This is a genomic window from Janthinobacterium sp. GL_088 (genome assembly GCF_057837845.1).
On record NZ_CM174453.1, the window covers coordinates 4,870,008 to 4,896,168 of the forward strand.

25 protein-coding genes and 1 tRNA gene are annotated in these 26,161 nt (G+C 65.1%); 9 read left to right on the forward strand and 17 right to left on the reverse strand.

Annotated features, from left to right (window positions below; all coding sequences use genetic code 11):
- Positions 1-55: 55 nt before the first annotated feature.
- Genes AC3IQ7_RS21700 through AC3IQ7_RS21715 form a run of 4 tightly spaced genes read right to left on the reverse strand, consistent with a single transcriptional unit; the run spans position 56 to position 3,217 of the window.
- On the reverse strand, positions 56-547 hold the full coding sequence (locus AC3IQ7_RS21700) for an Hcp family type VI secretion system effector (RefSeq protein WP_489207293.1): 492 nt from the start codon (positions 545-547) through the stop codon (positions 56-58).
- 31 nt (positions 548-578) lie between these two features.
- Positions 579-2,078: a type VI secretion system contractile sheath large subunit gene (gene tssC / locus AC3IQ7_RS21705; protein WP_489207294.1), complete on the reverse strand. Its 1,500-nt coding sequence runs from the start codon at positions 2,076-2,078 to the stop codon at positions 579-581.
- Position 2,079: 1 nt separating this feature from the next.
- Complete coding sequence (tssB, locus tag AC3IQ7_RS21710) at positions 2,080-2,589, reverse strand: type VI secretion system contractile sheath small subunit (RefSeq protein WP_035820626.1); 510 nt, start codon at positions 2,587-2,589, stop codon at positions 2,080-2,082.
- A gap of 37 nt (positions 2,590-2,626) precedes the next feature.
- Positions 2,627-3,217, reverse strand: coding sequence for a hypothetical protein (locus tag AC3IQ7_RS21715; RefSeq protein WP_489207295.1), 591 nt, complete (start codon positions 3,215-3,217; stop codon positions 2,627-2,629).
- Positions 3,218-3,495: 278 nt separating this feature from the next.
- Between AC3IQ7_RS21715 and tssJ the strand changes: the two genes are divergently transcribed.
- Genes tssJ through icmH form a run of 3 tightly spaced genes read left to right on the forward strand, consistent with a single transcriptional unit; the run spans position 3,496 to position 6,285 of the window.
- Entirely contained in the window at positions 3,496-4,095 is a 600-nt protein-coding gene (gene tssJ / locus AC3IQ7_RS21720) for a type VI secretion system lipoprotein TssJ (protein WP_489207296.1), read from the forward strand.
- A 37-nt stretch (positions 4,096-4,132) separates the two neighbouring features.
- Positions 4,133-5,503 (forward strand): type VI secretion system baseplate subunit TssK, encoded by a 1,371-nt coding sequence (gene tssK, locus AC3IQ7_RS21725; protein WP_489207297.1) that lies wholly within the window; start codon positions 4,133-4,135, stop codon positions 5,501-5,503.
- Positions 5,500-6,285: a type IVB secretion system protein IcmH/DotU gene (gene icmH, locus AC3IQ7_RS21730; RefSeq protein ID WP_322428225.1), complete on the forward strand. Its 786-nt coding sequence runs from the start codon at positions 5,500-5,502 to the stop codon at positions 6,283-6,285. Before tssK ends, icmH begins: the two co-directional genes overlap by 4 nt.
- Positions 6,286-6,335: 50 nt before the next feature.
- Here icmH and AC3IQ7_RS21735 read toward each other — a convergent pair whose 3' ends face one another.
- From AC3IQ7_RS21735 to AC3IQ7_RS21750, 4 genes are all read right to left on the reverse strand, one after another.
- Positions 6,336-7,124: an OmpA family protein gene (locus AC3IQ7_RS21735; RefSeq protein WP_489207298.1), complete on the reverse strand. Its 789-nt coding sequence runs from the start codon at positions 7,122-7,124 to the stop codon at positions 6,336-6,338.
- A gap of 9 nt (positions 7,125-7,133) precedes the next feature.
- A complete protein-coding gene (tagF, locus tag AC3IQ7_RS21740) occupies positions 7,134-8,114 on the reverse strand; it encodes a type VI secretion system-associated protein TagF (RefSeq protein WP_099378244.1) in 981 nt (326 codons plus the stop codon).
- Complete coding sequence (tssM, locus tag AC3IQ7_RS21745; protein WP_489207299.1) at positions 8,111-11,920, reverse strand: type VI secretion system membrane subunit TssM; 3,810 nt, start codon at positions 11,918-11,920, stop codon at positions 8,111-8,113. The genes tagF and tssM overlap by 4 nt, the downstream gene beginning before the upstream one ends.
- 217 nt (positions 11,921-12,137) lie before the next feature.
- Positions 12,138-12,977 carry a M15 family metallopeptidase gene (locus tag AC3IQ7_RS21750; RefSeq protein WP_489207300.1) on the reverse strand — a complete coding sequence of 280 codons (840 nt, stop codon included), beginning with the start codon at positions 12,975-12,977 and terminating at the stop codon, positions 12,138-12,140.
- A 139-nt stretch (positions 12,978-13,116) separates the two neighbouring features.
- Between AC3IQ7_RS21750 and AC3IQ7_RS21755 the strand changes: the two genes are divergently transcribed.
- Positions 13,117-13,794, forward strand: a complete 678-nt coding sequence (locus AC3IQ7_RS21755; RefSeq protein WP_158301207.1) for a hypothetical protein — start codon at positions 13,117-13,119, stop codon at positions 13,792-13,794.
- Positions 13,795-13,820: 26 nt separating this feature from the next.
- Here AC3IQ7_RS21755 and AC3IQ7_RS21760 read toward each other — a convergent pair whose 3' ends face one another.
- Both AC3IQ7_RS21760 and AC3IQ7_RS21765 read right to left on the reverse strand, forming a co-directional pair.
- Positions 13,821-14,198, reverse strand: a complete 378-nt coding sequence (locus AC3IQ7_RS21760) for a VOC family protein (protein WP_035820641.1) — start codon at positions 14,196-14,198, stop codon at positions 13,821-13,823.
- Positions 14,192-14,986 (reverse strand): alpha/beta fold hydrolase, encoded by a 795-nt coding sequence (locus AC3IQ7_RS21765; protein ID WP_489207301.1) that lies wholly within the window; start codon positions 14,984-14,986, stop codon positions 14,192-14,194. Before AC3IQ7_RS21765 ends, AC3IQ7_RS21760 begins: the two co-directional genes overlap by 7 nt.
- Before the next feature lie 337 nt (positions 14,987-15,323).
- Here AC3IQ7_RS21765 and AC3IQ7_RS21770 point away from each other — a divergent pair, with 337 nt between their 5' ends.
- On the forward strand, positions 15,324-15,707 hold the full coding sequence (locus AC3IQ7_RS21770; RefSeq protein ID WP_233516153.1) for a hypothetical protein: 384 nt from the start codon (positions 15,324-15,326) through the stop codon (positions 15,705-15,707).
- Between the two features lie 120 nt (positions 15,708-15,827).
- Here the strand turns inward: AC3IQ7_RS21770 and AC3IQ7_RS21775 are convergent.
- Positions 15,828-15,903 (reverse strand) — tRNA-Asn (locus AC3IQ7_RS21775).
- Between the two features lie 280 nt (positions 15,904-16,183).
- Between AC3IQ7_RS21775 and AC3IQ7_RS21780 the strand changes: the two genes are divergently transcribed.
- Complete coding sequence (locus AC3IQ7_RS21780) at positions 16,184-16,891, forward strand: GntR family transcriptional regulator (RefSeq protein WP_489207302.1); 708 nt, start codon at positions 16,184-16,186, stop codon at positions 16,889-16,891.
- 82 nt (positions 16,892-16,973) lie between these two features.
- Here AC3IQ7_RS21780 and AC3IQ7_RS21785 read toward each other — a convergent pair whose 3' ends face one another.
- The 6 genes from AC3IQ7_RS21785 to AC3IQ7_RS21810 all read right to left on the reverse strand — a co-directional run bounded on the left by AC3IQ7_RS21785 (position 16,974) and on the right by AC3IQ7_RS21810 (position 23,797).
- The gene (locus AC3IQ7_RS21785) at positions 16,974-18,272 is read right to left on the reverse strand and encodes an NCS2 family permease (protein WP_219133676.1); all 1,299 of its coding nucleotides are present in this window, start codon (positions 18,270-18,272) and stop codon (positions 16,974-16,976) included.
- 72 nt (positions 18,273-18,344) lie between these two features.
- Positions 18,345-18,746, reverse strand: a complete 402-nt coding sequence (locus tag AC3IQ7_RS21790; RefSeq protein WP_099400336.1) for a GtrA family protein — start codon at positions 18,744-18,746, stop codon at positions 18,345-18,347.
- A gap of 140 nt (positions 18,747-18,886) precedes the next feature.
- Positions 18,887-20,347 (reverse strand): c-type cytochrome, encoded by a 1,461-nt coding sequence (locus AC3IQ7_RS21795; RefSeq protein ID WP_489207303.1) that lies wholly within the window; start codon positions 20,345-20,347, stop codon positions 18,887-18,889.
- Positions 20,344-22,002, reverse strand: coding sequence for a GMC family oxidoreductase (locus AC3IQ7_RS21800; RefSeq protein ID WP_489207304.1), 1,659 nt, complete (start codon positions 22,000-22,002; stop codon positions 20,344-20,346). The genes AC3IQ7_RS21795 and AC3IQ7_RS21800 overlap by 4 nt, the downstream gene beginning before the upstream one ends.
- On the reverse strand, positions 21,999-22,658 hold the full coding sequence (locus tag AC3IQ7_RS21805) for a sugar dehydrogenase complex small subunit (protein ID WP_489207305.1): 660 nt from the start codon (positions 22,656-22,658) through the stop codon (positions 21,999-22,001). The genes AC3IQ7_RS21800 and AC3IQ7_RS21805 overlap by 4 nt, the downstream gene beginning before the upstream one ends.
- Positions 22,659-22,780: 122 nt before the next feature.
- Positions 22,781-23,797, reverse strand: a complete 1,017-nt coding sequence (locus AC3IQ7_RS21810; RefSeq protein ID WP_489207306.1) for an SAM-dependent methyltransferase — start codon at positions 23,795-23,797, stop codon at positions 22,781-22,783.
- Positions 23,798-23,935: 138 nt separating this feature from the next.
- Between AC3IQ7_RS21810 and AC3IQ7_RS21815 the strand changes: the two genes are divergently transcribed.
- The 3 genes from AC3IQ7_RS21815 to AC3IQ7_RS21825 are packed head-to-tail and all read left to right on the forward strand — an operon-like array spanning position 23,936 to position 26,159.
- Positions 23,936-24,424: a GNAT family N-acetyltransferase gene (locus tag AC3IQ7_RS21815; RefSeq protein ID WP_489207307.1), complete on the forward strand. Its 489-nt coding sequence runs from the start codon at positions 23,936-23,938 to the stop codon at positions 24,422-24,424.
- Positions 24,409-25,146 carry an aspartyl/asparaginyl beta-hydroxylase domain-containing protein gene (locus AC3IQ7_RS21820; RefSeq protein ID WP_489207308.1) on the forward strand — a complete coding sequence of 246 codons (738 nt, stop codon included), beginning with the start codon at positions 24,409-24,411 and terminating at the stop codon, positions 25,144-25,146. The genes AC3IQ7_RS21815 and AC3IQ7_RS21820 overlap by 16 nt, the downstream gene beginning before the upstream one ends.
- On the forward strand, positions 25,143-26,159 hold the full coding sequence (locus tag AC3IQ7_RS21825) for a hypothetical protein (protein ID WP_489207309.1): 1,017 nt from the start codon (positions 25,143-25,145) through the stop codon (positions 26,157-26,159). The genes AC3IQ7_RS21820 and AC3IQ7_RS21825 overlap by 4 nt, the downstream gene beginning before the upstream one ends.
- Positions 26,160-26,161: the final 2 nt, after the last annotated feature.

A 26,161-nucleotide genomic window follows, 5' to 3' on the forward strand; every position in this document is an offset into this window, starting at 1 on the left:
AAAGTCGGCGCGGCGCGCGCAGGAGGATGTCCGCCGCGCGCCGCGCAAGGATGGATCAAGCCACGCGGTTCGCGGCCAGGTCCCAGCCGCCCGAAGTATTGCCGCCGGCGCCGCCCGTCACTTTTTGCTGCGTGTATTTCCACTTCACTTTCGAGAACTTCAAGCCGACGTGTTCACCGAGGATGTCGCCCTCTTCCACATTCGGCGTGACGGCGCCGATCAGCACATTTTCGATTTCGATTTCAAAGTACTTGACGCGCTCGCCCTGGCCGTCGGCACGCATGAATTCGAAGCGCGCCTTGGGGATGGTCTTGCCGGCCGAGCAGGTCTGCAGCAGCACCGGCGAGGCCAGGTCGGCCAGCTTGGAGATGACGATGTCCTTGTGCTCGCAGCGTTCGGCCGTGTGGCCGCCGCCCGTCGAAGCGGTGGCGGACTTCGGCTGCTCGACGCTCCAGCTGACCGATTTGCACTCGATCCAGTCCTTGTGCTTGTCATCGGTGGACTCGCCCTTGATGCCGTCTATCTGCAGATATACATCGATTGCCATGGTGTGCTCCTGTGGTTGAAAGATGGGTGGATCAGGAATTGGTCGACTTCGGCAACTCCGCGACCAGTCGGAGCGAAACGGATAATTCATCGAGCTGGAAGTGCGGCCGCAGGAACGACACGGCGCGGTACACGCCGGGCCGGCCCGGCACTTCATGCACCTGCACAGACGCCTCGCGCAGTGGGAACTGCGCCTTCTGTTCCTGGCTGGCGTTATCGTCGAGCAGCACGTACTGCATCAGCCAGCGGTTCAGAAAATCTTCCACGTTGGAAGCAGCGGCAAAGCTGCCGATCTTGTCGCGCATCATGGCCTTCATGTAATGGGCGATGCGCGAAACGGCGAAGATGTACTGCAATTGGGATGACAGCAGCGCGTTCGCGTTGGCCGCGTCGCTGTTGTACTTGCGGCTTTTCTGCGCCGACTGCGCGCCGAAAAACGCCGCATACGCCGTGTTCTTGCAGTGCACCAGCGAGATGAAGCCCAGATCCGACAATTCCTTTTCGCGGCGGTCGGTGATCGCCACTTCGGCAGGACATTTCAGGGCCACGTCGCCCTCGTCCGTCTTGAAAGTGTGGGTCGGCAGGTCGTCCACCAGGCCGCCGCCTTCCACGCCGCGGATGGCGGCGCACCAGCCGTAGTCGGCAAAGGCGCTTGTCAGCTTGCAGCCGAACGCATACGCGGCGTTACACCACAGGTATTTGTGATGGTCGCTGCCGTCGACTTCCTCGACGAAGTTAAAACCTTCGACCGTGGTGCCGTCAACGGGATTAAAGGGCAACCGGCCCAGGAAACGCGGCAAGGTCAGGCCGACGTAGCGCGCGTCTTCCGATTCGCGGAAGGCTTTCCATTTCGCGTACTCGATGGTGTCGAACACCTTGGCCAGGTCGCGCGGCTTGCCCAGGTCGCCGTAGCTTTCCAGGCCAAACAGTTCCGGCGCGGCCGAAGCGATGAAGGGCGCATGCGCGGCGGCGGCGATGTGCGACATCTGCTCGATGAAATACATGTCTTCCGGCTGGCGCGAGATGGCGAAGTCGCCCAGCAGCGCGGCGAACGGCGCGCCGCCGAAGGTGCCGAATTCCTCTTCATACACCTTCTTGAACATGCTGCTCTGGTCGAACTCCAGCGCGGCCTGGAAATCCTTCACCAGTTCGCGCTTGGTGGCGTTGAACATGCGGATCTGCAGGCGCGTGCCCGTATCGGAGCTGCCGACCAGGTAGCGCAGGCCCGTCCAGCTTTGTTCGAGCTGCTGGAATGGCGCCGCGTGCATGATTTCGCTGAGCTGGGCCGAGATCAGGCGGTCGATTTCCGCCACCCGCGCGTCCAAGGTCGCCGACAGGCTGGTCGACATCAGCACCGTGCCGTCAAGCACCTGCGCCACCAGTTCCGAGATCAGATCGCGTGCGCGCGCATGTTCGGCGCCGGACTTGGCGACGCGGCTCTGCTCGACGATCTGATCGAGCAAGTCGATGGCGGCCGGCGCGTCGGGCGTGGATACCGCAAGGGCTTCTGGGGCTTCTGCCTGGGCGCTCATCTTAATCCTCCTGCGCTGGGAACTGCGGTTTCAGGGTGGCCAGGCTGTCCGTGTTGTTCAGCACTTCCGTCAGCAAGTCTTCCAGCTTGTCGTTGCCGGCCAGCTTGTTGCGCAGGTCGGCCAGCTTGGTGCGCGCCTCGAGCAGCTTGCGCAAGGGATCGACCTGGCGCACCACCGATTCCGGGCGGAAGTCGTCCATCGAGCGAAAGTGCAGGTCGACGGCGAACGTGCCGCCCGCCTCGCTGAGGCGGTTCGGCACGGCGAAACGGGCCACCGGCTCCACGCCGGCCAGCACTTCGTCGAAGTTGTCGCGGTCGATGGCGACGAACTTGCGATCCTTCAGGCGCTTTTTTTCGCTGTCCGGATTGCCGCCGAAGTCGCCCAGCACGCCGACCACGAAAGGCAGCTCCTTGTTTTCAATCGCGTCGCCAATCTCGACGTCGTAGGTCATTTGCACGCGCGGCGCGCGTATCTTTTGCAGGCGTTTTTGCACGCTGTCGGACTTGGGCATGGCGCTTCCTTTGCAAGGGGATGGTGGGAATGCTCGCTTATTTCAGGCCACTGAACGGGTCGGCCGTGCCGCCTGGCGCTGCCGCGCCCTTCGCCGCCGGTGTGCCGGAACCGGCGGCGCGCTTGCCGGCCGCCAGCGGGCGCCTGGCCGGCGGCACCAGCACGTCTTCGCCGATGCTCGCGCGCAGCAGCTTGGCCAGGTCCTGCGCTTCCGAACGCAACGAGCCATTCAGATTGTTTTGCCGCGACAGGTCGGCCAGCGCCTTGCCGGACAAACGCAAGCCGCTGACGGCGACGATGCTGTTGGCGACCTTGTCGTCCGGGTCGCGTTCCAGCGCTTCGAGCGCATGGCCGATGGCGTCGCCGTACTGACCGCGGTCGAACTTCATCTGCGCCATTTGCAGCCACGGCGCCTTGTCGGCCGGGTAGCTGCTGCCGCCGCCCTTGAGCAGGGTCATGGCGCGCTCGTACTGGCCGGCGCGCGCGGCCGCATCGGCGTCGTTCATCACTTGCGCCAGGGTCGGCGCGGCAGGTTTTTTAGGTGCCGGCTGGTCCGGCGTGGCGCAGGCGGACAACAGCAAGGCGCTGGCGAGGCAGGCAATACGGGGCAATATGGTGGCTGGCTTCATCGGGGCATTCCTTCACGTGGAGGACGCTACCGCTGGGAAAGATGGGCGGCGCCTTGGTGGAGGCCATTATTGATCGCCAATTTTTTTGCCAGATTGAGATTAATCAGCAAAGAAGAAGTTCCACATCAGAGCCGCGTACAGCGACATGAAACCTGATCTGGCGCAGTAATTACCTTGATCGCTGTCCGATTTTGCGCCAGCGCAAGCAGGCCGCCCATGCATGCGCTTAAATGACTGCAACACTTTTATTTCCACCCTTCACCTTGCAAAGATCCGCCATGCCAATTGACGCCCCGCTCCGCCGCCTGGCCCGCTCCGTCGCGCTACTGCTGCTGGTGTTGCCGCAGACATTGCTGCTGGCCGGCTGTGCAGGCGGCGCCATCGGTACCCTGGCCAACGCGGCGCTGCAGATGGCCGGCGTGGCCAAGCCGCCGCCGGAACTGCCCGACGCGCAAAAGCCGCCGCGCAACGTCAGCATCCGCCTGCATGCGGCGCAGCGCCTCAACACGGATGCGGACGGCCGGCCGCTGGCGCTGGTGGCGCGCATCTACAAGTTGCGCCAGAGCGCCGCCTTCGAGCAGGCGCCCTACGACAGCTTCCTCGATACGCAGCGCGAAAAGGTCGCGCTGGGCGCCGACCTGATGGAAGTGAAGGAAGTGCTGCTGGTGCCGGGCCAGCGCTACGAGGTCCAGGAGAAAGTCAGCAAGGAAGCATATTTCATCGGCGTCGTGGCCCTGTTCCGCGCGCCGGCTGCGCAGCGCTGGCGCGCCACCTTTGCTGCCGCCGACGCGGAACGCGGCGGCATCACCGTCGGCCTGCACGCCTGCGCGCTGAGCGTCAGCGGCATGGCCACGCTGTCGGCCCCGCGCTGCCAGTAGCACACACAAACACGCCACACATTCAAGGAGAAACGAGATGAGCATGGCAGCGAAAGTCTTGTGGGGAGAGGGCCTGTTCCTGCGGCCGCAGCATTTCCAGCGCCAGGATCAATATCACGAAGCGCGCCTGCATCACACGGCCAGCGCGCTGCATCCCTACCTGTGGGGCGTGGCGCACATGGAATGGGACCTGGCGGCGCTGAAGACGGGCAGCTTGCGCCTGCACGCCCTGTCGGCGATCTTCCGCGATGGCGAAGTGTTCGAGGCGCTGGGCGACGGCGCACCGGGCAGCGATACCCTGCCCCCGCCGGTGGACCTGGAAGCGCTGCCGCCGGCGGTGCAGGAAGTGACGTATTACGCGGCGCTGCCCATCCTCAACCGCGAAGGCATGAATTACACGGCGCAGGCGTCAACGGCAGGCACGCCGGCGGCCACGCGCTTTGCGCACGCCATGCGCGCCACGCCCGACCTGTTCACGGAGTCCGCCGTGGCCGACGTGGCCTACCTGAAGAAGACCGTGCGCCTGATTCCCGACAGCGAGGCGCGCGGCTCCTACGACTGCCTGCCCCTGATCGCCCTGCGGCGCACGGTGTCGGGCGGCTTCCAGCCCGTGCCCTCGTTCATGGCGCCCAGCCTGGCGATCGCCGGCGCGCCGCGCCTGCAGGGCGTGCTGGAATACCTGCTCGACGCGCTGCAGGCGAAAGTGAGCGCGCTGCACGGCCACCACCGCGAGCCAAGCCGCAACGTGATTGAGTTCCGCTCAGGCGACGTGTCGTCTTTCTGGCTGCTGCACACGGTCAGCACGGCCGCCGCTGCGCTGATGCACTATGTGCGCCATCCGGCCCTGCATCCGGAGCGCCTGTACGAGGCGCTGCTGGGCCTGGCGGGCGGCCTGCTCAGCTACTCCAAGCATTACACCCTGGCCAGCCTGCCCGCCTACGACCACGCGCAGCCGGGCGCCTGCTTCGACGCCATCGACGCGATCATCCGCGAACTGCTCGACACCGTCATCTCGTCGAAGTATTTTTCCATCGCCCTGCTCGAGGACAAGCCGTCGTACTACCTGGGCAAGCTCGATTCGGGCAAGATCGACCAGCGCACCACCTTGTACCTGGCCATTCGCGCCGCCATGCCCGCCATCGAACTGGTGGAGGTGGTGCCGCTGCGCGTGAAAGTGGGCGCGCCCGACGACGTGGAAAAATGCGTGCTCACGGCCATGCCCGGCCTGAAGCTGTCGCATGCGCCGCAAGTGCCGGCCGCCATTCCCGTGCGCCCCGATACCTATTATTTTGCGATTGAAAACCGCGGCGTGCTGTATGAACAGATGCTCAAGGCGCAGTCGATTTCCGTCTACGTGCCGGCCGGCATACGCGACCTGCAGCTGGAACTGATCGCGGTGACGGCATGAGCCAGCTCATCGAACGGCGCGCGGCGCCATCCCTGCTGGGACAACGCGGTTCCGCTCCTGCAGGCAGCGGCCGGCATGCCGGCAGCGCCCTGCTGGACCTGATGCACGAAGGCTTCTACATGCTGTTCATGCTGAAGCACGGTTCGGCGCCCGGCGACGAGCAAAGCTTCATGGACCGCATCACGGCCTTCCTCGACGACTTCGAGCGCGAAGCGAAAAAGATCCGCGCCGACGGCGACGATATCGAGGCGGCCAAATATGCGTTCTGCGCGGCCGTCGATGAAATCATCCTGGCCTCGCCCTTCGCCCTGCGCAAGCAGTGGGAGCGGCGCCCGCTGCAGCTGCTGATCTTTGGCGACCAGCTGGCCGGTGAACACTTTTTCGACCGCCTCGACGCCTTGCGCGGCAAGGGCGCCATGCGCGTGCAAGCGCTGCAGGTTTTCCACATGTGTCTATTACTGGGATTCCAGGGCAAGTATGCGATCGACGGCGGCGAAAAACTCAGCTACCTGACGGCGCGCCTGGGTGACGAGATCGCCCACATCAAGGGCAAGAGCCGCGGCTTCGCGCCGCGCGCGGAACGCCCCGACCAGGTGGTCAACAAACGCGGCAGCGACGTGCCGCTGTGGGCGCTGTCGAGCTTTTTCGCCCTGCTGGCCATCTGCGCCTACCTGGGCCTGAAAACGCATCTGACGCGCGGCACGCAAACGACCCTGGCCGCATATGCGGACCTGGTCAAGCTGGCGCCACGGCCAGCACACCTGACCATCACCTTGCCCTGAACACCTCACAAAACCTACTGCGCGTCGGTTTTGTGAGGTGTCAACCCAATCTACTGCGCAATCCTGAACTCGATGCGCCGGTTTCTCGCCCGGCCATCGGCCGTGGCGTTGCTGGCCACGGGGCGGTCCGGCCCCTGCCCCGACACCAGCACGGTATCGGCCACGACGCCCTTGCTGGCCAGGTAGGCGCGCACGGCTTCGGCGCGCGCCTGGCTCAGGGCCACATTGCTGGCGCGCAGGCCCGTGTCGTCCGTGTGACCGATCACCTCCACCTTGCGGCCCCGCAGCCTGAGCATGGCGGCCGCCATTTCGTCGAGAATGGCCAGGCCCGCCGGCGTGATGGTGGCCTTGCCGCTGTCGAATTCGATGATGCGTTTATCCAGCGCCGCATCGAGCAAGCCCTGCTCGGCCTCGGCCGCCCTGACCCGCAAGCCATTGTTGACGACATACGTGGGATTGAGGCTGGTGGCGATGTCGCTGGCGATCTGCTGGCGCTGCGCCTCGTTCGCCACTTCGCCGCGCACGCTGACGTTGTTGCCGTCGATGCTGATCTGTCCTCGTGAAATGAGCTTCAGGTTCGGCGCGATCAGCTTGTGCACGTAGCCGTTCCAGTTGGCCGGCACGGCCACGTTGCCGATGGCGATCTGGTCGACCACGCGCTCGGCGCCATACAATTCGCGCAGACGGGCCAGCACGGCCGCCTTGCCCGCCTCGTCGGCCAGGGTACCCGTGACGAGGATCTGCCCCGGCATCGGCGTCTGGGGCGCTTGCGCCTGGGCGTGGCAGGGAATGGCCGCAGGAAGCAGCAGCGGCAGCAGGAAAATGACGGGGAATTTCATCGCAATCCTTCAGGCAAAGGTGTCGGCAAACATGGCGCAGGCCGAGCGCAGCGACAGCTGCTCCTGCTGCAGGCAGGCGGACAACTGGCGCAGCGCCGCCTCGTGTCCCAGCTGCTCCTCGACCCAGTCCAGCTGGTCGAACACGATCAGCCGTTCGCAGCCGGCCTGCGGATCGATCAGCGCGCGCAAGCCATGCGGGTCGGCGCCGCAAAACCCGATCACCAGCACGGGCGCCTCGTCGAGGTGGGAAAAGAACAGCGCCAGTTCGAAATCGGCCTGGCGCAGGAAAGGCGCAATCAGATGCAGCCAGAAGCTGGCCACCAGGTCGCGCAGCTGCGCGTCCTGCGGCAGCGGCAGCACCAGGCTTTTTTCCAGGCGCGGCAAGCCGCTCTGGCGCACCGGCTGCAGCAGCAGGCCCAGGCCCAGCAGCAATTCGCGCACCGTCACCGGGAAGGCGGGTGACGCCAGCATCGCCTGCAAACCATGCACGGTCTGCGCCTGCAAAAAGGCGGCCAGCCGCGCCGCGTGATCCGGTGCGGCCGGTTCGATGTCGACCACGTTGCCGGCCAGCGCCAGCAGGGCCGGCCCCGGTTCGGCGCTGGCCACGATGCCGTGCGACAGCTGCTCCACGCGCTGCCACAGGGGCGCCAGCGCCAGCGGGCTGCAGGCGACAAAGGCTTCGGCGTCGTCGACTTCCAGCGCGCCCATGGCCATGAAGGGAAAGCGCCGCAGCGACTGGTCGTTGCTCGCTTCCAGGCGCCCGGCGATGGCGCGCCGGCTGCGCGTGCCGACAAAGGCAAAGCGCAGCGGCGGCAAGGCGTCGTAATTGAGCTTCCAGCGCGGCTCCACCGTCAGTGCCGTCATCACCTGCGCCAGCCAGTCGTCGAGCAGCTGCACCAGCGCGTGATTGTCGCAAGCCTTGATGAAATCGCCGCGCGCGGGGATCTTGCCAAAGTAACCGAGGCGCACCTGCTGTTGCGCGCGCATCATGGCGCCACCCCGTTCGCCGCAACTGCAGCGACGACTGGCACAGGCCCGCCCGGCATGCCGACGATGGTCTCGGGCAGCTGCATGCCGCGAAAGCCCTGCTCCTGCAGCGCCGTGGCGGATCCCGCGCCCGAGGTTTCGGCGCTGCTGGTGATTTTCAGGTCGACCGCCACGGCCACCTCGCCGCGCGCCCAGCGCAGTTCGAACACGCCGCCCTCCTTGCGCTTCTTGGCCGCCGCGTCGATCATGCGCTTCAAGCCGAATTGCCCCGGTTCGTTGAACAGTTCCACCGTGCGTCCGTCGAAGGTGACGGCCGTGATGCGCGCGCCCTGGGCGCCCGCCGCGCCTTGCGGGCCGGGATGGACCATATTCGTCCACTGCGCGGGGGTGTTGCGGTAACGCAGCTGCTGGCCGTCGATCTCTACTGTGTATTCCAGGGTGCCCGGCGCGGGCGACGGCTGGATCTGGAAGACGGTTTGCGCCGCCGTCGAGGTGGCCGCCACGCCGCCCGCGCCCAGCGGCGCGATCCAGCCGGGGAAGCGCGCCACCACCTGCGGCGCCAGGCTGATGCCCATGTCGGCCCAGGTGCGCGGCGCCAGCACGTCGCCGCGCCGCACTACCAATGGTCCCATGGACGTCGTGACGAATTTCGCCACCAGGCCTTCGGGGCCGAAGAACTGGCCGATTTCCAGGTTGCTCGCCTCGATGCGCGCCGTGGGCGCAAACGGATATTTGTTGGCCAGCGATTTCTGGAACGGTTCATACACTTGCGCCGCCCAGGTCTTGTTGATATCGAGTTCGGCCGGCGCGACGATGACGGCAAAGGTCTGCATCAGCGGGCGCACGAGGATGGGACGAATCGCCTGCTTTTGCGCGTCGCTCATCCCCGTGAGCACCTGCTCGTCGACCAATTTCAGCGCGTCGGCCAGCTCGGAACCGCTGCCCTCCAGGGTCTGTTGCATGAACTGGCGCGCCCCCGGCCCCGCGTCGCCCTGGTTCTTCAGCTGGTTCAGGCGGCTGCGCAGTTTCGACAGCGCTTCCAGGTAGGCGCGCATCAGCGAGGCATTGTTGTCCCGGGCCGACACCAGCTTGCCCACGCCGGCAAATTCACGGCCCACGGGGCCCATCGGTTTATCCAGGCGCGCCGGGTCGAGCTGCGCATTGACGCCGGGATTGGCCGTCAGCTGCGACGGCGCGCGGCGCAGCACGGTTTCCTTGAACCAGGCGATGAGACCCCGTTCCGCCTTGCGCAATTGCGCGTTCTGCAGCGCCGGGTTGTCCCACGAGGTTTCCTCATAAATGGTCGTCAGCAGCTTGGCGATCGGCGACGACTGCGGGTCGCCCAGGCGGTTCATCGCCTGCACGGCGCCGTCAAAACCTTTCAGGTCGGCGACGGCGACGCCCTGCACGAATTTCTGCCACTCGCGCGCATAGTCGGCCTTGTACATGGCCACCAGGTTTTTCTCGATCTGCTCCGGACTGCCTTCCAGGGTCAGGTCGTCGGTCGAGGCGCTTTTCAGCACCCAGTCGGCGCTTTGCAGCTCGCGGTTGGCGGCGTCGCGAAACGCGCCCTCGACGAACTTTTCCCAGGCCTGGCGCGTAAAGGCGCCGGAGACGGCGTAACTGCCCGCCAGCAAGGCCTGATCCTGCTCGCCGACGATGCGCGCCACCGTCATGCCGGGAAAACGCGTCGAGGCGCGCGCCTTGACGTCGGCATACACGCGCTCGCGCGCCGGCATGCCGCGCACCACGCGGCGCAGGTTTTCGCGTGCCTGGTCGACCAGCGCCAGCTTCTGTTCGATGCGCGGCCAGGACGGGTCGCCGATCTGCGCCAGGTAAAACGTCAGCAGCCGTTCGGCGCTGCGTATCATCTGCTCGCGCGGCATGGCGCCCCGGTTGCCCTCCAGCCAGGCGCGCCAGAAACGCGTCAGCTGGTCGTTCAGGTGACTACTTTCCGCATGCGATTTATGGGCCAGCATCAGATAGGTTTTCAGCGCGTTGTAGGCGTCTTCCACATTCGTCGCGCTGGCCGCCTGGTACTGGACATTGCGTGGCGCAGAGGATGCGGCGGCCGGCGTCTGCGGCGTGCGCGCCGCGGGCTGCAGCTGGTCGGCGCTGGCGTTCATCTCGAACAGCAGGGCTTCCAGCGCACCCGCCACGGGGGTCAGCATGACCTGGCGCGCGCCGGCAAAATACTCCTCGCGCAGCTTGCGTTCAAGCAGTTCGCCCTGGTACAGGCCCAGGCGCAAGGACCACGGCCGTTGCGCTCGGTACGTTTCCAGCTGCTCGATGCGGTCCTGCAATATTTCAAGCGCTTCCAGGCGCGACTGCAAGTCCAGGCGCCGCTCCTGCAGCTTCACCACTTTAGTTAAATCGGCCTCGACGTTGGCCACCAGTTGCCGGTTACCCAGATAGGACCAGCTCCAGCCGCCCAGGCAAGTGCCCAGCGACACGGTGGCGGCAAAGAACACGGCATATTTGAAGCGCAGCCTGGCGCGGTTGGCATAGTTGGCTACCAGGTGCTTGTCGGCAAAAATGACCTTGCGGAACAACTCCAGCAGGAAATAGCCGTGCTGGCGCACACCCGATGACGCGGCGGCCGGGGCCGGTGCAAAGGCCAGGTCGAAGCGGCGCGCCACCTGCTGCGAGGAGGCACTGACGGGCTCGCCCTCCTGCAGCGCGCTGGTGAAGTAAAAGCCGCGGAACACGGGCTGGAACTGGAACGGGTTTTCCTCGAACAGGGTGGCGATGAAGGCGCGCAGGGCCGGCTTGATGGCGGCAAATTCCAACGGAAAAGTAAATACACCGGGCGCCATCGTCTTGCGTTGCCGGTGCGCCATATTGGCCAGGCTCAGCTCTGTCAAGCCGTCGTGCAATTCATCGAAACTCTGGTCGAAAAACGCCAGCAAGTCGGCCGTCGGCAGCTTGCGCTGGTAGGGCATGGTGGCGCCCCAGACGCGCTCGCGCTCGCTGCGCTCGGCATCCGCGAAAAACTCCGTGAAGCCGGCGATCAGATCCGCCTTGGTGAACACGATGTACAGCGGCGCGAACACTTCCAGGCGTTCGATGACATCTTGCACGCGCTTGCGCAGGCTGCGCGCCAGTTGCATGCCAACGTCAGGGTCGCCGTTCAATTCGGCGATGCTGACGGCGATGAGGATGCCGTTGACGGGCGCCTTGCGCCGGTATTTTTTCAGCAGGTCGAGAAAGCCGAACCATTCGCCGCGGTGCTCGTCGACGACGCAATAGCGCCCTGCCGTGTCGAGCACGATGCCGTCCGTGGTGAAAAACCAGTCGCAGTTGCGCGTGCCGCCCACGCCTTGCACGACCTTGCCGTCGGCGAAAGGGAATTGCAGGCCCGAATGCAGGATGGCGCTGCTCTTGCCGGCGGCCGGATTGCCGATGATCATGTACCACGGCAATTCGTACAGGGCGGCGGCGCCCGACTTGAGGCCCAGCTTGGATGTCTTGATGGTCTCGATGGCGGCCAGCATGCCCGTGCGCACGGCGCCGAGTTCACCCTGCTGCGGACTGCTGGCCGTGGACCCCGAGGCCGCTTGCGCGGCGGCAATCTCGGCCTCGTTGAGGATGGCCTGGCCCAGCGCCTGCGCATCGCGCCGCGCGCGGCGCCGCCGCCACAGCCACAGGCCCAGCCAGGTAAGAAAGGCCAGCAGCAGCAAGGCCAGTGCCCAGATCAGCGCCACTTCCAGCACCTCGGCACCCAGGTACAGGAACACGGCCAGCGCCACGAAGCCGAGTATGGTCAGATGGCGGCTGTCGATGAGGAAATGCCAGAGTCGTCGCAGCATGATGAGCCCAGGGTAAGGTCGCAAAGCAGGAGGAACGCCGCCGCGCAGTAAGGCGGAGTCGGCCCATGCTGACAGCAATGCGGCGCGCCTTTGTTGACATATGACAAGTACCAGGCGCCAGCGCGCGGCAGTTGCCGGTGTGCCCTTGACGCTGCGCAAGCAAGTTTGCAGCGGTGAAATTCAGACCCCGACCCGGCGCTAGAATGGCTGGCGCGGCTTACTTGCCCAGCACGCGCGGTTGCGGCAATTCCGTGTGGCCAAAATCCATCATGGTCCAGCGCCCGCCCCAGCGCAGGCCCACCGATTCGGCCGTCACGCCATATAAACGGTAGCCGCGCATGGCCCAGGCATTTTTTTCAGAAATGATGAGCTTTCCTTCATGCATGAATGCGCAATCGGCCGCCAGGCCATACTGGTGATAGCTTTGAAACGCCCTCGCGTTCGTCACGTTCGGGCCGGCCGCCGCCAGTTGATCCTGGCGCGCGGGGCTGCGATAGCCTTCCAGCAAGACCATGTCATAGCCATGCACGTCTTTCATGATCTTGAACACCAGCAGCAAACGCTGCGCGAAATCGTGGTCGAGCAATTGCCAGTTGCGGCTGGCGCCGCCCAGCAGCGGACGCAGCTGCGTTACTTCCGCCGTGGAAAACAGCAGCGGCGGCAAGGCCGGCGGCGGCACCAGCTGCTCGCCTTTCAGCAAGTCGCTGACCTGGTCGTTGATGACGTGTTGCTGATCGGCATAGCCGCGCAGGGCAATGCGGTCGCTGGACAGCCAGGCCAGCAGCGGCGGCACGATGACCAGCACGCTGCCGGCCAGACTCAACCAGCGATGCCGCCACAGCAGCTGCCAGGCGCGCGCCATGCCCGAGCTCGTGTGCCGTTGCACGCGCTGCCACTGCGCGCCGCTGCCGCCCTTCAAATGCTGCGCGCGCCGCTGCACGCGCCAGCCCAGGTTGACGAGCGTGTGCAGCACGATGGCGCGGCCGCCGGGAAACAGCAGCAGCCAGCAGGCAAAACAGGCCAACAGGAAATACATCAGAACCAGGGCGACGAACATGGGGCGCTCCGTGACGGGAATCGGCGGGACCGGGCAATCCATTGCTCGGCGGTATCGCTAGATCGTAGGCGTCCGCGGCCCGCATGAGCGCGGTTTACATCAAGGTCAGTCGAATTTGATCCACTGCGGAGGTGATATTTTGTCTTTACTGAAAACCGGGGATGGCCAGGCGCGCGGTCCCAACCTGCTGAGCAAAGCCGGCGCGGCTGGTGCGCGCATCGAAGGCAAGGGCATCCTGTCGCAGCTCGAACATGGCATCGCCGCGCCCGCATCCATGCCGGCCCTGCGCTGGCGCCCCGGCTGGCGGCACTGGGCCGCTGGCGCGCTGTGCCTGGCGGTGCTGGTCTCGGCCGTACTCGCCTACGATACGGAGGTTCAGCCCCTGCCCCGGCCCCGGCCGCCGGCACCCGCCATCGCCATGGCTGCGCCCGCAATGCCGGCGCCAACGGTGCTGCAACACCCGGCACAGGCGGCCACCATCGTCAATACGGCGGCACCGTCCTTGCCCGAGGTGGCAGCCGCGAGCGCGCCGCGCAAGGCGCCGCCGCCCGTGCGCCCGGCAAACGTGCGGCCACAGGGGACAAGGCCGGCTGCCGCACCCGGCGACAGCGACGTCACCCTGCTGACGGCGATGGTGGCCCATGCGCACCGGCAAGAAGGCACGACGACGCCCGTGCGCGACGTGGTGCTGCGCAGGCAGGAAGAAGAAACGGCAGAACTATTGCAACGCTGTCAGCAGCTGGGCCTGATCGAAGGCATGCTGTGCCGCTCGCGCATCTGCTCGGGCCGCTGGGACAGCGATCCCGCCTGCCATTGATGGGTGTTGCCGGCGGTTGACGAACCTCAGGCGCGTTCGGACACTTCGATCAGGTTGCGGTCCGGGTCGCGCAGATAGACAGAGCGGATGGGCCAATTGGCGCCCGTGCGGGCCACCGGTCCTTCCTCGATGGCAATGCCCAGCGCCGCCAGGTGGGCGATGAACACGTCGAGCGGCACGGCGGCGATGAAGCACAGATCCAGCGAGCCGGGCGTGGGCACGTCCGCCTTGGGCAGGAATTCCTTGCCGGCTTCATGCAGATTGATTTTTTGCGCGCCAAACTTGAAGGCATGACGGCCGGCGCCAAACGTTTCCAGCTGCATGCCCAGCACGCGCGTATAGAAATCGATGCAGGCCGGCTTGTCGCGGGTGGTCAATACGAGGTGATCGAGGTGGTCTAGCATATATTTCTCGGGTGAGTGGCCGCGTCCATGCGGCCTTGCAAAAAGCCTTCCATCAGCGCCAGCAATGCCTGCGGCTGCTCCTGGTGCGGCGTATGGCCGCATTGCTCGACCATGGCGGGCACGGCGTTAAGCGCCTGCGCCACGATCGTGTCGACCTGGGCCGCGCTGCCGTACTGGTCCTCGCTTCCCTGCAGCACCAGCGCCGGGCATTCAACGGAGGGCAACAGATACTCGATATTCCAGAACTGGAAGCCATAGCTGAGCCATGTATCCAACCAGGCCTTGAAGATGGTTTCCGTCTTGTCGCCATGGTATTTCGCCAGCGCGCGCAACTTGCCCGCGCCAAACGCCGCGTCCGCCACGCGGATGCCGTCAAGCGTGATGTCCTCGACAAACACGTGCGCCGCTTCGGTGATGATGCCGCGCAAACGCGGCGGCTGCTGCGCCGCATAAATCAGGGCGATGCTGCCGCCGTCCGAGTGGCCGACGAGAAAATGATCCTGCCCCGGCAACAGTGCCGCCAGCACCTGCGGCAGCTCGCACAGCGCATAGTCGTGCAAGTAATGGAGCTGGCGCCGTGCCGCCAGCGGCGACGACTGCCCATAGCCATGACGGTCATACAGCAAGCCGCGGCACCCTGTCGCCTGGCATAGCTGCGCGGGAAAATCTTTCCACATCGCACAGCAACCGAGTCCCTCGTGCAGGAATACCAGGCAGGGCTTGGCGGGGTCGCCTTCGATCAATTCGTAATAGATATCGGTTTCGGCACTCAGGTTCAGTATCGGCATGGGCTAGGCTCGCAACGGGTTCCGCATCGACAGGTCGGCTGGGCCTATTGTGCCATTGTCCTGCGCGGCATGCGTGGCGCCCCATAAAAATAGCCTGCGAGAAAAGATCCTGCCGCCTGCCTGCAAGGTGTTTGCGCCAGCACAAGCAAGCGCCGTTTTTCCGGTGGCGCCGCGCGCATTCGTCCCCTGTGTACGCCTAGAATGAATTACTCCAACAGCATGGAGCAGGCGGCTACCTTATCAGCCAGGACGTGACACTGGCCGTCACGGCAACAGATAGGGCGTCTTGCCGCACGACGACAGGCGCGGCGTCCAAACTATCGATCAGGAGTACATCATGGAAATGAAAGTAGAACATCGCACCGGCAGCAACCTGGCGCCGGAAACCACCGATCTGCCTCTGGAGCAGGACGGCCAAGCCGCGAAAGGCGCGGCCGCACAGGACCTGAACCTGAGCGCCGCCGCCTTCACCACCTACTACACGTGGACGGCCAATGGCGTGAATCCTTCGGTCAACTTCGCCAACGCCAACGTGAAAGCCAACTCGCGCGTGCTGCTCAACATCAGCGAGTATGCCGCGACGCCCCAGGACCGTTTCATCGGCGCCGCCCGCATGGCCGTGTACAACATCGCGCCCTATAACGGCGGCTTCCGTGCCTGGGTGGATATCTCGTGGGGCAGTCCGCTCAAGGTGCGTTTCGACGTGTTTGTCGATCCCTGATCCGGGAAACACCGCGCACGTCGCTGACGCACTGAAGCGATGACTGGCGTGAATGAGAAACCGTGTGCGCATGACAAAAGGGCCACGTGTTGCCACGTGGCCCTTTGCTGCTGCTTGTTCTGGCTCCCCGACCTGGACTCGAACCAGGGACCTGCGGATTAACAGTCCGTCGCTCTACCAACTGAGCTATCAGGGAAAGGAGGCCGAATTATATACGTCAAAATTTCTCGTGTCCAGTTGTTGCTGCATGGTTGCTGCATGGTTGCTGCATGGCCAGCAAAACAGGCCGCCAGCGGGCGAGCCTCGCAATGTGGCAGGGGCCGTCTGCGCGGCGCCACGCAAGATAGTAGAATAGCCAGGCCTTGCTGATATGCAAGGCGCATAACGGCATGCCGGCAGCGGGGCGTCAACCACGCCGCCGCGCGGACATGCGCTTGCAAGGTCACCTTGCCCCTGGCTTACTGCTCTCACCCGACATGACAGAATCAAGCGCAACCTTGGTGGACAAAGCCGGCAGCGGCGATAGCTCGGCGGAAATTGCCGAGCATATGGCGGCCGCCATCGTGGCGCGCCAATTGCCGCCCGGCACGCGACTGCGCGAAGAGGCGCTGTGCCGGCTGTACGGCGTCAGCCGCACCAAGATCCGCGCCGCCCTGCTCATACTCTCGAAGGACAAACTCATACGCATGGTGCCCGACAAGGGCGCCTTCGTCAGCCAGCCGACCGAGGCGGAGGCGCGCGACATCTTTGCCGCGCGGCGCATCATCGAAGCGGCCCTGGCACGCGAGTTCGTCGCGCGGGCCAAAGCTGCCGACTACAGGATGCTGGAGCGCCACCTGAAAGCGGAACGCCTGGCGCTGGCGCAAGCGACGCCGCTGCGCTCGCAACTGCTGGGCGACTTCCACGTCTTGCTGGCCGATATTGCCGGCAACGCCGTGCTGCGCGACATCGTGCGCGAACTGGTGGGCCGCAGCTCGCTCATCACCATGCTGTACCAGTCCGGCCATGCTGCCGCCTGCTCGTACGACGAGCATGGCCGCTTTCTCGACGCGGCGCGCAGCGGCGACGCGGATCTTGCCGCGCGCCTGATGGTCGAACACCTAGCGCATGTGGAAGCGGCCCTGCGCTTCGACGGCAGCGCCGGCGACGCCAAAAAAGATCTGGTGGCCGCGCTGCTGATGTAGGCGGCGCCATCAAAAAAGGCCGCCGGTGCGGATGCACGGGCGGCCTTGTCGCATGCGGCGGCAAACGCGCTATTCGCCCACGCTACTCACCCAGGTAAATAAACTTGAACAGGAAGATGGCGGCGATGATGTAAGCCACCACGGATACCTGCTTGCCCTTGCCCGTCAACAGCTTCAATACAGCATAGGTGATGAAACCGAACGCGACGCCGCTGGCCACGGAATAGGTAAACGGCATCATCAAGGCCGTGATGGCGGCGGGAATGCTTTCCGTGCTGTCATCCCAGTCGATATACGTCAGTTCGCGCAGCATCAGGCAGGCCACGTACAGCAGCGCGGGCGCCGTCGCGTACGGCGGCACCGTGTGTGCCAGCGGGGCGAAGAACAGGCTGCCCAGGAACAGCAGCGCGACGGCCACGGCCGTCAAGCCCGTGCGTCCGCCCGCTTGCACGCCGGCCGCGCTTTCGACGAAGGCCGTGGTGCTCGACGTGCCCAGGCAGGCGCCGGCGGCAATCGCCGTGCTGTCAGCCAGCAAGGCCTTGTTCATGCGCTCCATCTTGCCGTCTTTCAGCAAGCCCGCGCGGTTGGCCACGCCCATCAGGGTGCCCGTCGCGTCAAACAGTTCGACCAGGAAAAACACCAGCACGACGTTGACGATGCCGATCGACAGCGCGCCCATGATGTCGAGCTTGAACAGGGTCGGTTCGATGGCCGGCGGCGCCGAGACGATGCCGTTGAACTGGTTGCCGCCGAAGAAGAAGCTGGCAATCGTGATGGTGAGAATGCCGATCAGGATGGCGCCCGGCACTTTCAGGCGGTCCAGCGCGACGATGATGAAAAAGCCGAGAATGGCCAGGATGGGCGCCGCCTGGTGCAAGTCGCCCAGGGCGATGATGGTGGCCGGGTTCGACACCACGATACCGGCGCTTTTCAGCGAAATGATCGCCAGGAACAGGCCGATACCCACCGTGATGGCCGTGCGCAGCGCGGGCGGAATGCTGTTGATGATCATCTCGCGCACCTTGAACAGGCTCACCAGGATGAACAGGCAGCCGGAAATGAAAACGGCGCCCAGCGCCACTTCCCAGCTCATGCCCATGCCCTTGACCACCGTGTACGAGAAGTACGCATTCAAGCCCATGCCCGGCGCCAGCGCGATCGGGTAGTTCGCGTACAGGCCCATGATCAGGGTGCCGATGGCGGCCGCCAGGCAGGTGGCAACGAAAACGGCGTCTTTCGGCATGCCCGCGTCGCCAAGGATGGACGGGTTGACGAAGATGATGTAGGCCATCGTCAGGAACGTGGTCAGGCCGGCCAGCAACTCCGTGCGCACATTGGTTCCGTTGTCCTTCAGTTTGAAATAGCGTTCCAGGAACTGCATGATTAACCCCTTGTTTTGGTAAAACCGCGCGCCAGGTCTTGGCCTAGCGCATTTTTTTCTTGCAATAACCAGTTACTTGGTCGCTGCGCCGGCCGGCTTGAAGGCCCACCAGCGGCTGCCCGCGAAATTCCAGACCAGCCCGATGCCCGTCGCCAGCACCTGCGCCAGCCAGTAATACCAGCCCAGCTGGTGCACGAGCAGCCACATCAGGCCCGTATTGATGCACCAGCCGATGCCCAGCAAGGCAAAATACTTGCTGGCCGCCTCGCCATGGCCCTTGTCGCTTTTAAACGTGAAAAAGTAATTGAGAAGGTAGTTGACGACGGAGCCGAGGATGTAGCCGATGCCGGACGCGGCGGCGGCGCTGATGCCGGCCCATTCCACGCCGCCCCACAGCACGCTGTATTGCACGGCCGTGCCGGAAGCGCCGACGGCGGCGAAACGTAAAAATTGGTGATGCAGGGAATGGGACATTGTCAATTTTAAAATAAGGCGAACACACTCGCCAGGATAGTGCCAGAATAAAAAATGGCTACGATTGCTCGTAACCATTTTTCAGCCTGCATTTTACTGCAAGTTGCGCCCAACGTTCATATTCGCCGCCGTTTCAGCGTTCACCCTCTGCGTTGGCGGCGCCGGCGCAGCCATACGGACAGCGCGATCAGCAGGAGGATTCCCACGATGCCGCCCGGCAGCATGAACGGTTGCGCCCGCGCCAGCACGGGCTTCTCGCCGCCGCTGCGCGCCTGCGCCACATACGCGGGCGTGACGGACGCATCCGGGTTGCCATACTGTTTCAATACGTAATTGGCGATCGAAGCGATCTGCTCGTCCGTCAACGGTTGCACGTAGGAACGCTGGTCGAAACGGGGCATGAACGCTTCGTGCTCCTCCCCTTCGATCTTGCGCTCGACGCCAAACAAGATGGCCGACACCAGGTTGGCAGGCGTATTGCCGCCCGTCGCCGTGTTGTTGAACAGGGCGGGGTAGCTTTGTCCCGTGCTGCCGGCGCCGCTGGCCGAATGGCAGCTGGCGCAATAGCCGGAAAACAGCACGGCACCGCTGTTCAGTGAATGATGCTCGGTGGAACTGGCCATGCCCCGCAGCAGCGGTTCTTCGCTGGCGGCGCTGCCATGGCTGAAGGCAGCCTTCGTCTGGCCCGGCGCGCGCACGGGCGGCACCGTACGCAGCCAGGCAACGATGGCGGCCACGTCATCGTCGCGCAGAAATTGCAGGCTGTTCTGGATGGCTTCGGCCATGCCGCCCGCCGCCTGCCCCTTGCCTTCCACGTGGCCCGTCTTCAGGTAAGCCGTGAGTTCGGCATCCGTCCAGGCGCCGATGCCGCTGACCTTGTCGGACGTGATATTCGGCGCATGCCAGGAACCGAGCGAGGCGCCGGCCAGGGTCTGGCTGCCGATCTCCGCCATCAGCGCGTTGCGCGGCGTGTGACAGGCGCTGCAGTGCGCCAGGCCTTCGGCCAAATAAGCGCCCCGGTTGATCTGCGCGCTCTTCGTTGGATCAGGCACAAAGCGTTTATTGTCGAGGAACAAGGTATTCCAGCCCAGCATGGACAGGCGCACATTGAACGGGAATGGCAGGGCCGTCTGGCGCGCCGGCGCATCGACGGGCTTGACGGCCTGCATGAAGTAGTAATACAGGTCGCCCACATCCGCATCCGTCAGCTGCGCATAGCTGGTGTAGGGCATGGCCGGATACAAATGGCTGCCATCGGCGCGCACGCCTTCGCGCAGGGCGCGCGCAAAATCCGCTTCGCTGTAATGCCCGATGCCGCCTGTTTTCGATGGCGTGATGTTCGTCGCGTAGATCGTGCCCAGCGGCGAATCGATGGCGTAGCCGCCCGCATACGGCTTGCCGCCCGCAGCCGTATGACACGCCATGCAGTCGGCAGCGATGGCCAGGTAGCGGCCCCGTTCGAGGCGCGCATCGGGCTTGGCGGCCACGGGCGCGGCCGGGCGGTCCGGCGTCAGGGTGACGGGAGGAACAGGTGGCACAGCGTGCGCGGCCAGCGGCAAGCCGGCCGTCAGCGCCAGGCTCAGGAATAAACGGCGCATCATGCAGCCTCCCTTGCCAGAGTACGGGCGATGTCGTCGGCCGCGCGCAAACCGAGCGCAGCCATGCTGAGGGTGGTGTTGACCACGCTGGCCGACGGCATGGCGCCGCCGCCCGGCAGCCACAGGTTGGCGTGATCGTGGGCACGGCAATTGCCGTCGACCACGGAGTCAAGACGATTCGAACCCATGATGACGCCGCCCATGATGTGGTTATTCGCGTTCAGGCTGTCGGTGATATGGAATTCCACGGCGCCAAACAGCTTGCCGATGTGTTCCAGTTGCGCATGCGCGGCCTTCGCGCCATCGCGCACGTAATCGCCCACGTCGTAGTAAATATCGGGACAGGCCAGGCCCAGCGGATCCTTGCGCGTCTTGCTCAAGGTCAAACGGTTGTGCGCCTCGGGCAGCGGTTCCAGGCTGATCGACAAGTCCACGCCGAACGCGGCGCGGCGGCGGATTTCATCGTCGAGATCCTTGCCCACCAGGCCCAGTTTGAGCGACTGCTGGGTAGCAGGTCCCACCCGAGTGATATTGTTCAAGATCATCTTGTTGGCCGAATACTGCGCGCGGAAGGCGCCGTCGCGCGGTCCCACCAGGCAACTGCTCTGCGCCGGGCCACGGCCCGTCCAGATCGGCTCATTGGCGAGGAAGGTACAGTGGAAACCCGAGTGGTCCATCATGTTGCGGCCCACCTGGTCCGAACTGTTGGCGATGCCGTTCGGATTGTTCTGGTTCGCCGCCAGCAACAACAGGCGCGGCGTCTCGATGCCGTTGCAGGCGATCACGAAAGCCTTGCCGGTCGCCATGTGCGACTGCTTCTTGGCGTCGTACCAGTGCACGGCGGTGACGCGGTTGTTCTGATCCGTATCGATGCGGTAGACGACGGCCTCGGCCAATACGCCGGCGCCTTTCAGCTCGGCCCGCTCCACGTGGTGGATGCCGTTGTACATGGCGCCGATGGGGCAGATCGGCTGGCAATTGTTGTTGCCGCAGCAAGTCGGACGGCCCTGCCATGGGCGCGTCGAGCGGCCTTGCGGGATCGGCACGGAGCGGTAGCCGTGCGGGTTGACCACTTCGGCGAAACGCTTGTCGCCATAGCCCCAGGGCACCATGTCCATCGGATACGGCGCGCTGCGCTCGCTCGGCGATTGCAGCGCCGGATCGTTGGAGCCGGCGACGCCCATTTCCTGCTCGGCGCGGCAATAGTACGGTTCCAGCTCGTCATAGGAAATGGCCCAATCGCGCCCTACCCCGTAATCGCTCTTCATGCGCATGTCGGATGGCAAGTGGCGCCAGCACGACGCGGCCCAGTGCCAGGTCGTGCCGCCCACCGTGCGCAGATAGCCTTGCTGGAAACTGCTGCCGTTGGGGCCGGATACTTCCACGTAGTTATTCTTCGGGAAATACAGGGGTGCGGGAGCGTTTTCCGCCTGCGGATACAGGCCCTGGAAGTCGGAACCGACGCGGTTTTCGAACGGCATGTTGCGCCAGTTTTCCACGGCTTGTCCCCGCTCGATGCGCAGGCCCGCTTCCAGCATGATCACGGAGTGACCCTGCGCGGCCAGTTGGTCGGCCATCATGGCGCCGACAACGCCGGTCCCGACGATGACGACATCGGCGACGACGTCGCCATTACTCTTGAATTGGGGTGATTTCATTTTGCTTGCTTGCCTTTAGTTTCAGGGGTGCCGGTGGTGGCCGGGGCCGGTACAGGTTTTGGCGCCACGGGCGCGGAGACGCGCACGGCCGGCGGCGCCTTCAACCACCACAAGGGGCCGTAATTGCAATACGTGGGCACGACCTGGCCATCGGCCACCGTGCGGTACATCAAGGCCTCGGCGTAGGCGACGACGATGGATTTCGTGCCCTGCGCCGCGTTGCCGGCGACAGTGCCCGTGTACCAGGCGGCGACGATGGCCAGCGCCAGCTCGCGCAAGCCGGCATCCGCGGCGGTGGCGGCCGCCAGCAAGGCCTTGGCTTCCTGGCCTGTGACAAGCAGCGCGCCCAGTTGCGGCAAGCGCTCGGCGAAGCCGGGCACGTTGCTGCGCATGGCTTGTTCCATGCGCGCCGCCGTCGCGGTGGACAGGTCGCGGTGGCCCGTGATGGTTTGCGACAAGGTATAGAACAGCATGGTGGCGGGCACCACGCCCGTCGCGGGAACGCTGGCCGGCGCCTGCATGGCGGCGGACAGGGGATTGCTCCAGAAACCGGCCTGCGCCAGCAAGGCGGCCAGGCCGATCAGGGCGTGGCGGCGGCTGATACGGGGAAGGGATGAAGCGGATGTTGCAGATGGTTCAGTGCCTGGATGGTTCATGAGACTCCCGCAAGACTTGTTGTTTTATTGACTTCGATGATTGCGCCACATTGCATTTGCGCATAGATGGAACCGGTTCCATATTATCCTACAGAAGTAAATAGTCTGCCAATGTAGTACTACTACTGAGGCACTGGCTGGTGCAATGCCTGCAGGGATGCAGGCGTTTCGCGCAGGCAAAACGCCAGTCCCGGCTGGCAGCCCAGGCGGTAATGGAAGTCGAGCACGCTGCCACCAGGCAGACTTGGCTTGCCCGGCAAGGGCAGTGGAAGGTTCAGGCTACACTCATGGTCGCCCAGAACGATGTCGCCATGCACGCGGATGCGCGTCAGCAAGCGCGGCGCCTGTTCCAGCACGTCGGGCAGGCGGATGCTGGCGGCCGGCAAGCTGTCGCCCGACTCACCCTGCCAGGTGCGCAAGGCGTCCGCATCGAGCGCAAACACGCGGCCCCAGTCGGTGCACGGTTCGCCCGGCGCGCGCCGGTCCAGGCCCAGGTGCACCGTGACGGCCGCCGGCAACAGCGCCGCCGCAGGCGCTTGCGCGTGCAGATTGCGCAGGATGGCTACCTGCGGCTCCTTGCCCAACGCCGTATTCATGGTTTCGCTGACGATCACATCCGGTGTGGCGCCGGCAGGCATTTGATAGGCGGCCGCGTCGGCGCAAAGGTACTCGGCGACGTGGCCGTCCAGGCCCAGGCTTGCAATCAGCTCGCGCGCATACGCCAGCGTCTCCGCGTGCACGTCGAGGATGGCAAACTGCACCTGCTTCGCATCGAGCAAGGCCATCACCGGCAAGGCCAGCAGGGCGAACGGGCCGCAACCCGCATACAGCACGCGCACGGGCCGCCCGCCGCTCACGTCCAGGCGCTCGCGCACGGCCAGCGCCAGGCCCTGGATGAAGGCGGCGCTGCGGTACGGCTCGCGCGCGCACAGTCCCGCCTGCACGGGCGAGATGGCCCAGCCGCTGGGAAGAAAACTCTCGCCATCGCGCAAGCCGTCCTGCCGGTCCATGGACAGGCGCGAATGGCGCTCGACGAGCTGGCGCAATTGCACCGTTTCGCCGACCAGGCTGGCCAGGGAACGCCGCGAATCGCACAGCGCGGCCGCGATGGCGGCCAGTTCCGCTCGCGCCGAAGTCACGCGCGGCTCCACGGAAAATGCGGGATAAAGACAGAATGCATGGCGGCTTCCTTGAAATGATTGCAAGTACGCGGAAAAATTGGCAGCATAGCAAATAAATACACGCCTGCGCATTTGCCACAACCTGCCGGAGCACCGATGCACAACTTGCCGCTTTCCGCCCCCTACCAGTTGCGCGTCCAGCGCGACGACGACGATGGCTTTGCCGCCGCGCTGTACAGCTCCACGCGCGACGACTTGCGCCAGATGCCGGCCGAGCCCGCCGTCATCGAACAGCTGATCTCCATGCAGCGCCGCATGCAAAGCCACGGCTACCGACAGGCGTATCCGCACGCCGTGTACCTGGTGCTGCAGCACGGCACTATCCCCATCGGCCGCCTGGTTCTGGAGCGCCAGGATCAGGTGCTGCACCTGGTCGACATCGCCATCCTGCCCGCCGCGCAAGGCCAGGGCGCCGGCAGCGCCGTGCTGCGCGGCCTGCAGGCGCAAGCCAGTGCGGAGCAATTACACCTCCACCTAGCCGTCAACAAAAGCAACACCGCCGCGCGCGCGCTGTACCAGCGGCTGGGCTTTCGCCTGCGCGGGGAAAACGACGTCCAGGAGCAACTGGAATGGAGCGCACCCTAGTGCCGGCGCAAAATACCCCCAGCACCTGGCTGCAACTGCCGCTGCGCTTCGACGTGGCGGGCATGCAAGGCGACAGCGACCAGTTCTCCACCAGCGAGTGGATCAGCCATTTCAACACGGGCGCCTATGAAAACGGCTGGAGCTGCGTGCCGCTGCGCTCGCCCGGCGGAGCAGCCGGCGACATCATGCCCGTCGATGGCGCCGCCTACGCCGCCACGCCGCAGCTGGCGCGCTGTCCCGGCCTGCGCGAAGTGCTCGCCAGCTTCGCCTGCGATATCCGCGCCGCGCGCCTGATGGCCCTGGCGCCGGGCGCCGTCATCCGCGCGCACCGCGACGCCGGCACGTCGCTGGCAGATGGCTTGATCCGCATCCACATCCCCATCCACACTTCGCCACAGGTGCTGTTTACCATCGATGGCGAGAGCGTGCACTTTACGGCCGGCCACGCCTGGTACATGGACGCCAGCTGCCTGCACGCGGTGCACAACCAGGGCACGGCGCCGCGCATCCACCTCGTGCTCGACTGCGTCACCAATGCCTGGATCGAAGCGCTGTTCGCCTCGGCCGGCTTCGTGCCGAAAGCGGCCCCAAAATATGGCGATCCCTGCATCAATGATGGCAATGTGCGGGCCGTCATCGCCCAGCTGCGACTGTCGCCCTCGCCTGCCAGCCTGGCCTTGGCGAGCCAACTGTCTGCCTTGGCAGACGGGGCCGCCCCGTGAGCGCCGCTCCGGGCCTTGCCCAGCAAGAACGTCTGCTGGCCAGGGGCGAGACGGTGACGTGGCACGAGGGCATGGATCTGCGCGGCTGGTATCCGCTGTACGTGGAGCGCGGCGAAACATTGGCGGACGCCACCATGTGCTGGCGCCACCTGGGAAAAACACCTTTCAACGACGCCTTTTTTGTCAACACCCTGGCGCGCCAGCCGCACGAGGAGCGCCGCGTCTGCCGCACGCCGCTGGCGGCGCTGGCCATGGTGGCCACGCTGGGCGATGGCCTGGCGCCCGACGCCTTCATCTTCCACGTCTCGCGCTGCGGCTCAACCCTGCTGAGCCAGTTGCTGGCATCCCTGCCGCAATGCATCGTCATGTCCGAGCCGCCCGTGATCGATTCGCTGCTGCGGCTGCATCACGATGGCATGGCGGGCAGCGACAGCATCGCCCTGCTGCGCCAGGCCATCCTGGCCCTGGGCCGGCGCCGCTCGGGCGACGAGACGCATTTCCTCATCAAGTTCGACTGCTGGCACATCCACAACCTGGACTTGCTGCGGCAAGCGTTTCCCGGCACGCCCTGCCTGTTCGTCTACCGCGAACCGCTGGCCGTGCTGGCCTCGCACCAGCGCCAGCGCGGACCGCAAATGGTGCCCGGCATGCTGCATCCGGCACAGCTGCCGCTGCCCGCGCACCTGCTGGAACCCGGCGAACTCGATGGCTATACGGGCCTCGTGCTGGCCAGCCTGTTCGACGCCGCCCTGCCCCATGCGGCCGCTGGCCAGCTGCAGTTAATTCACTACAAGCAATTGCCCGACATCCTCTTCAGCGATGTATTGGCCCGCTTCGGCATCACCGCCACGCCGGCACAGCTGCAAGCGATGCGCGCGCGCGGCGGCGTGCATGCGAAGTACGGCACCGCTTACCACGGCGATCCGCCATTGGCCGCGGCAAGCGGCCTGGCCGCCATCGCCGCGCAAGTGCAACCGAGTTATCTGGCGCTGGAAACATTGCGCACAGGGTAATA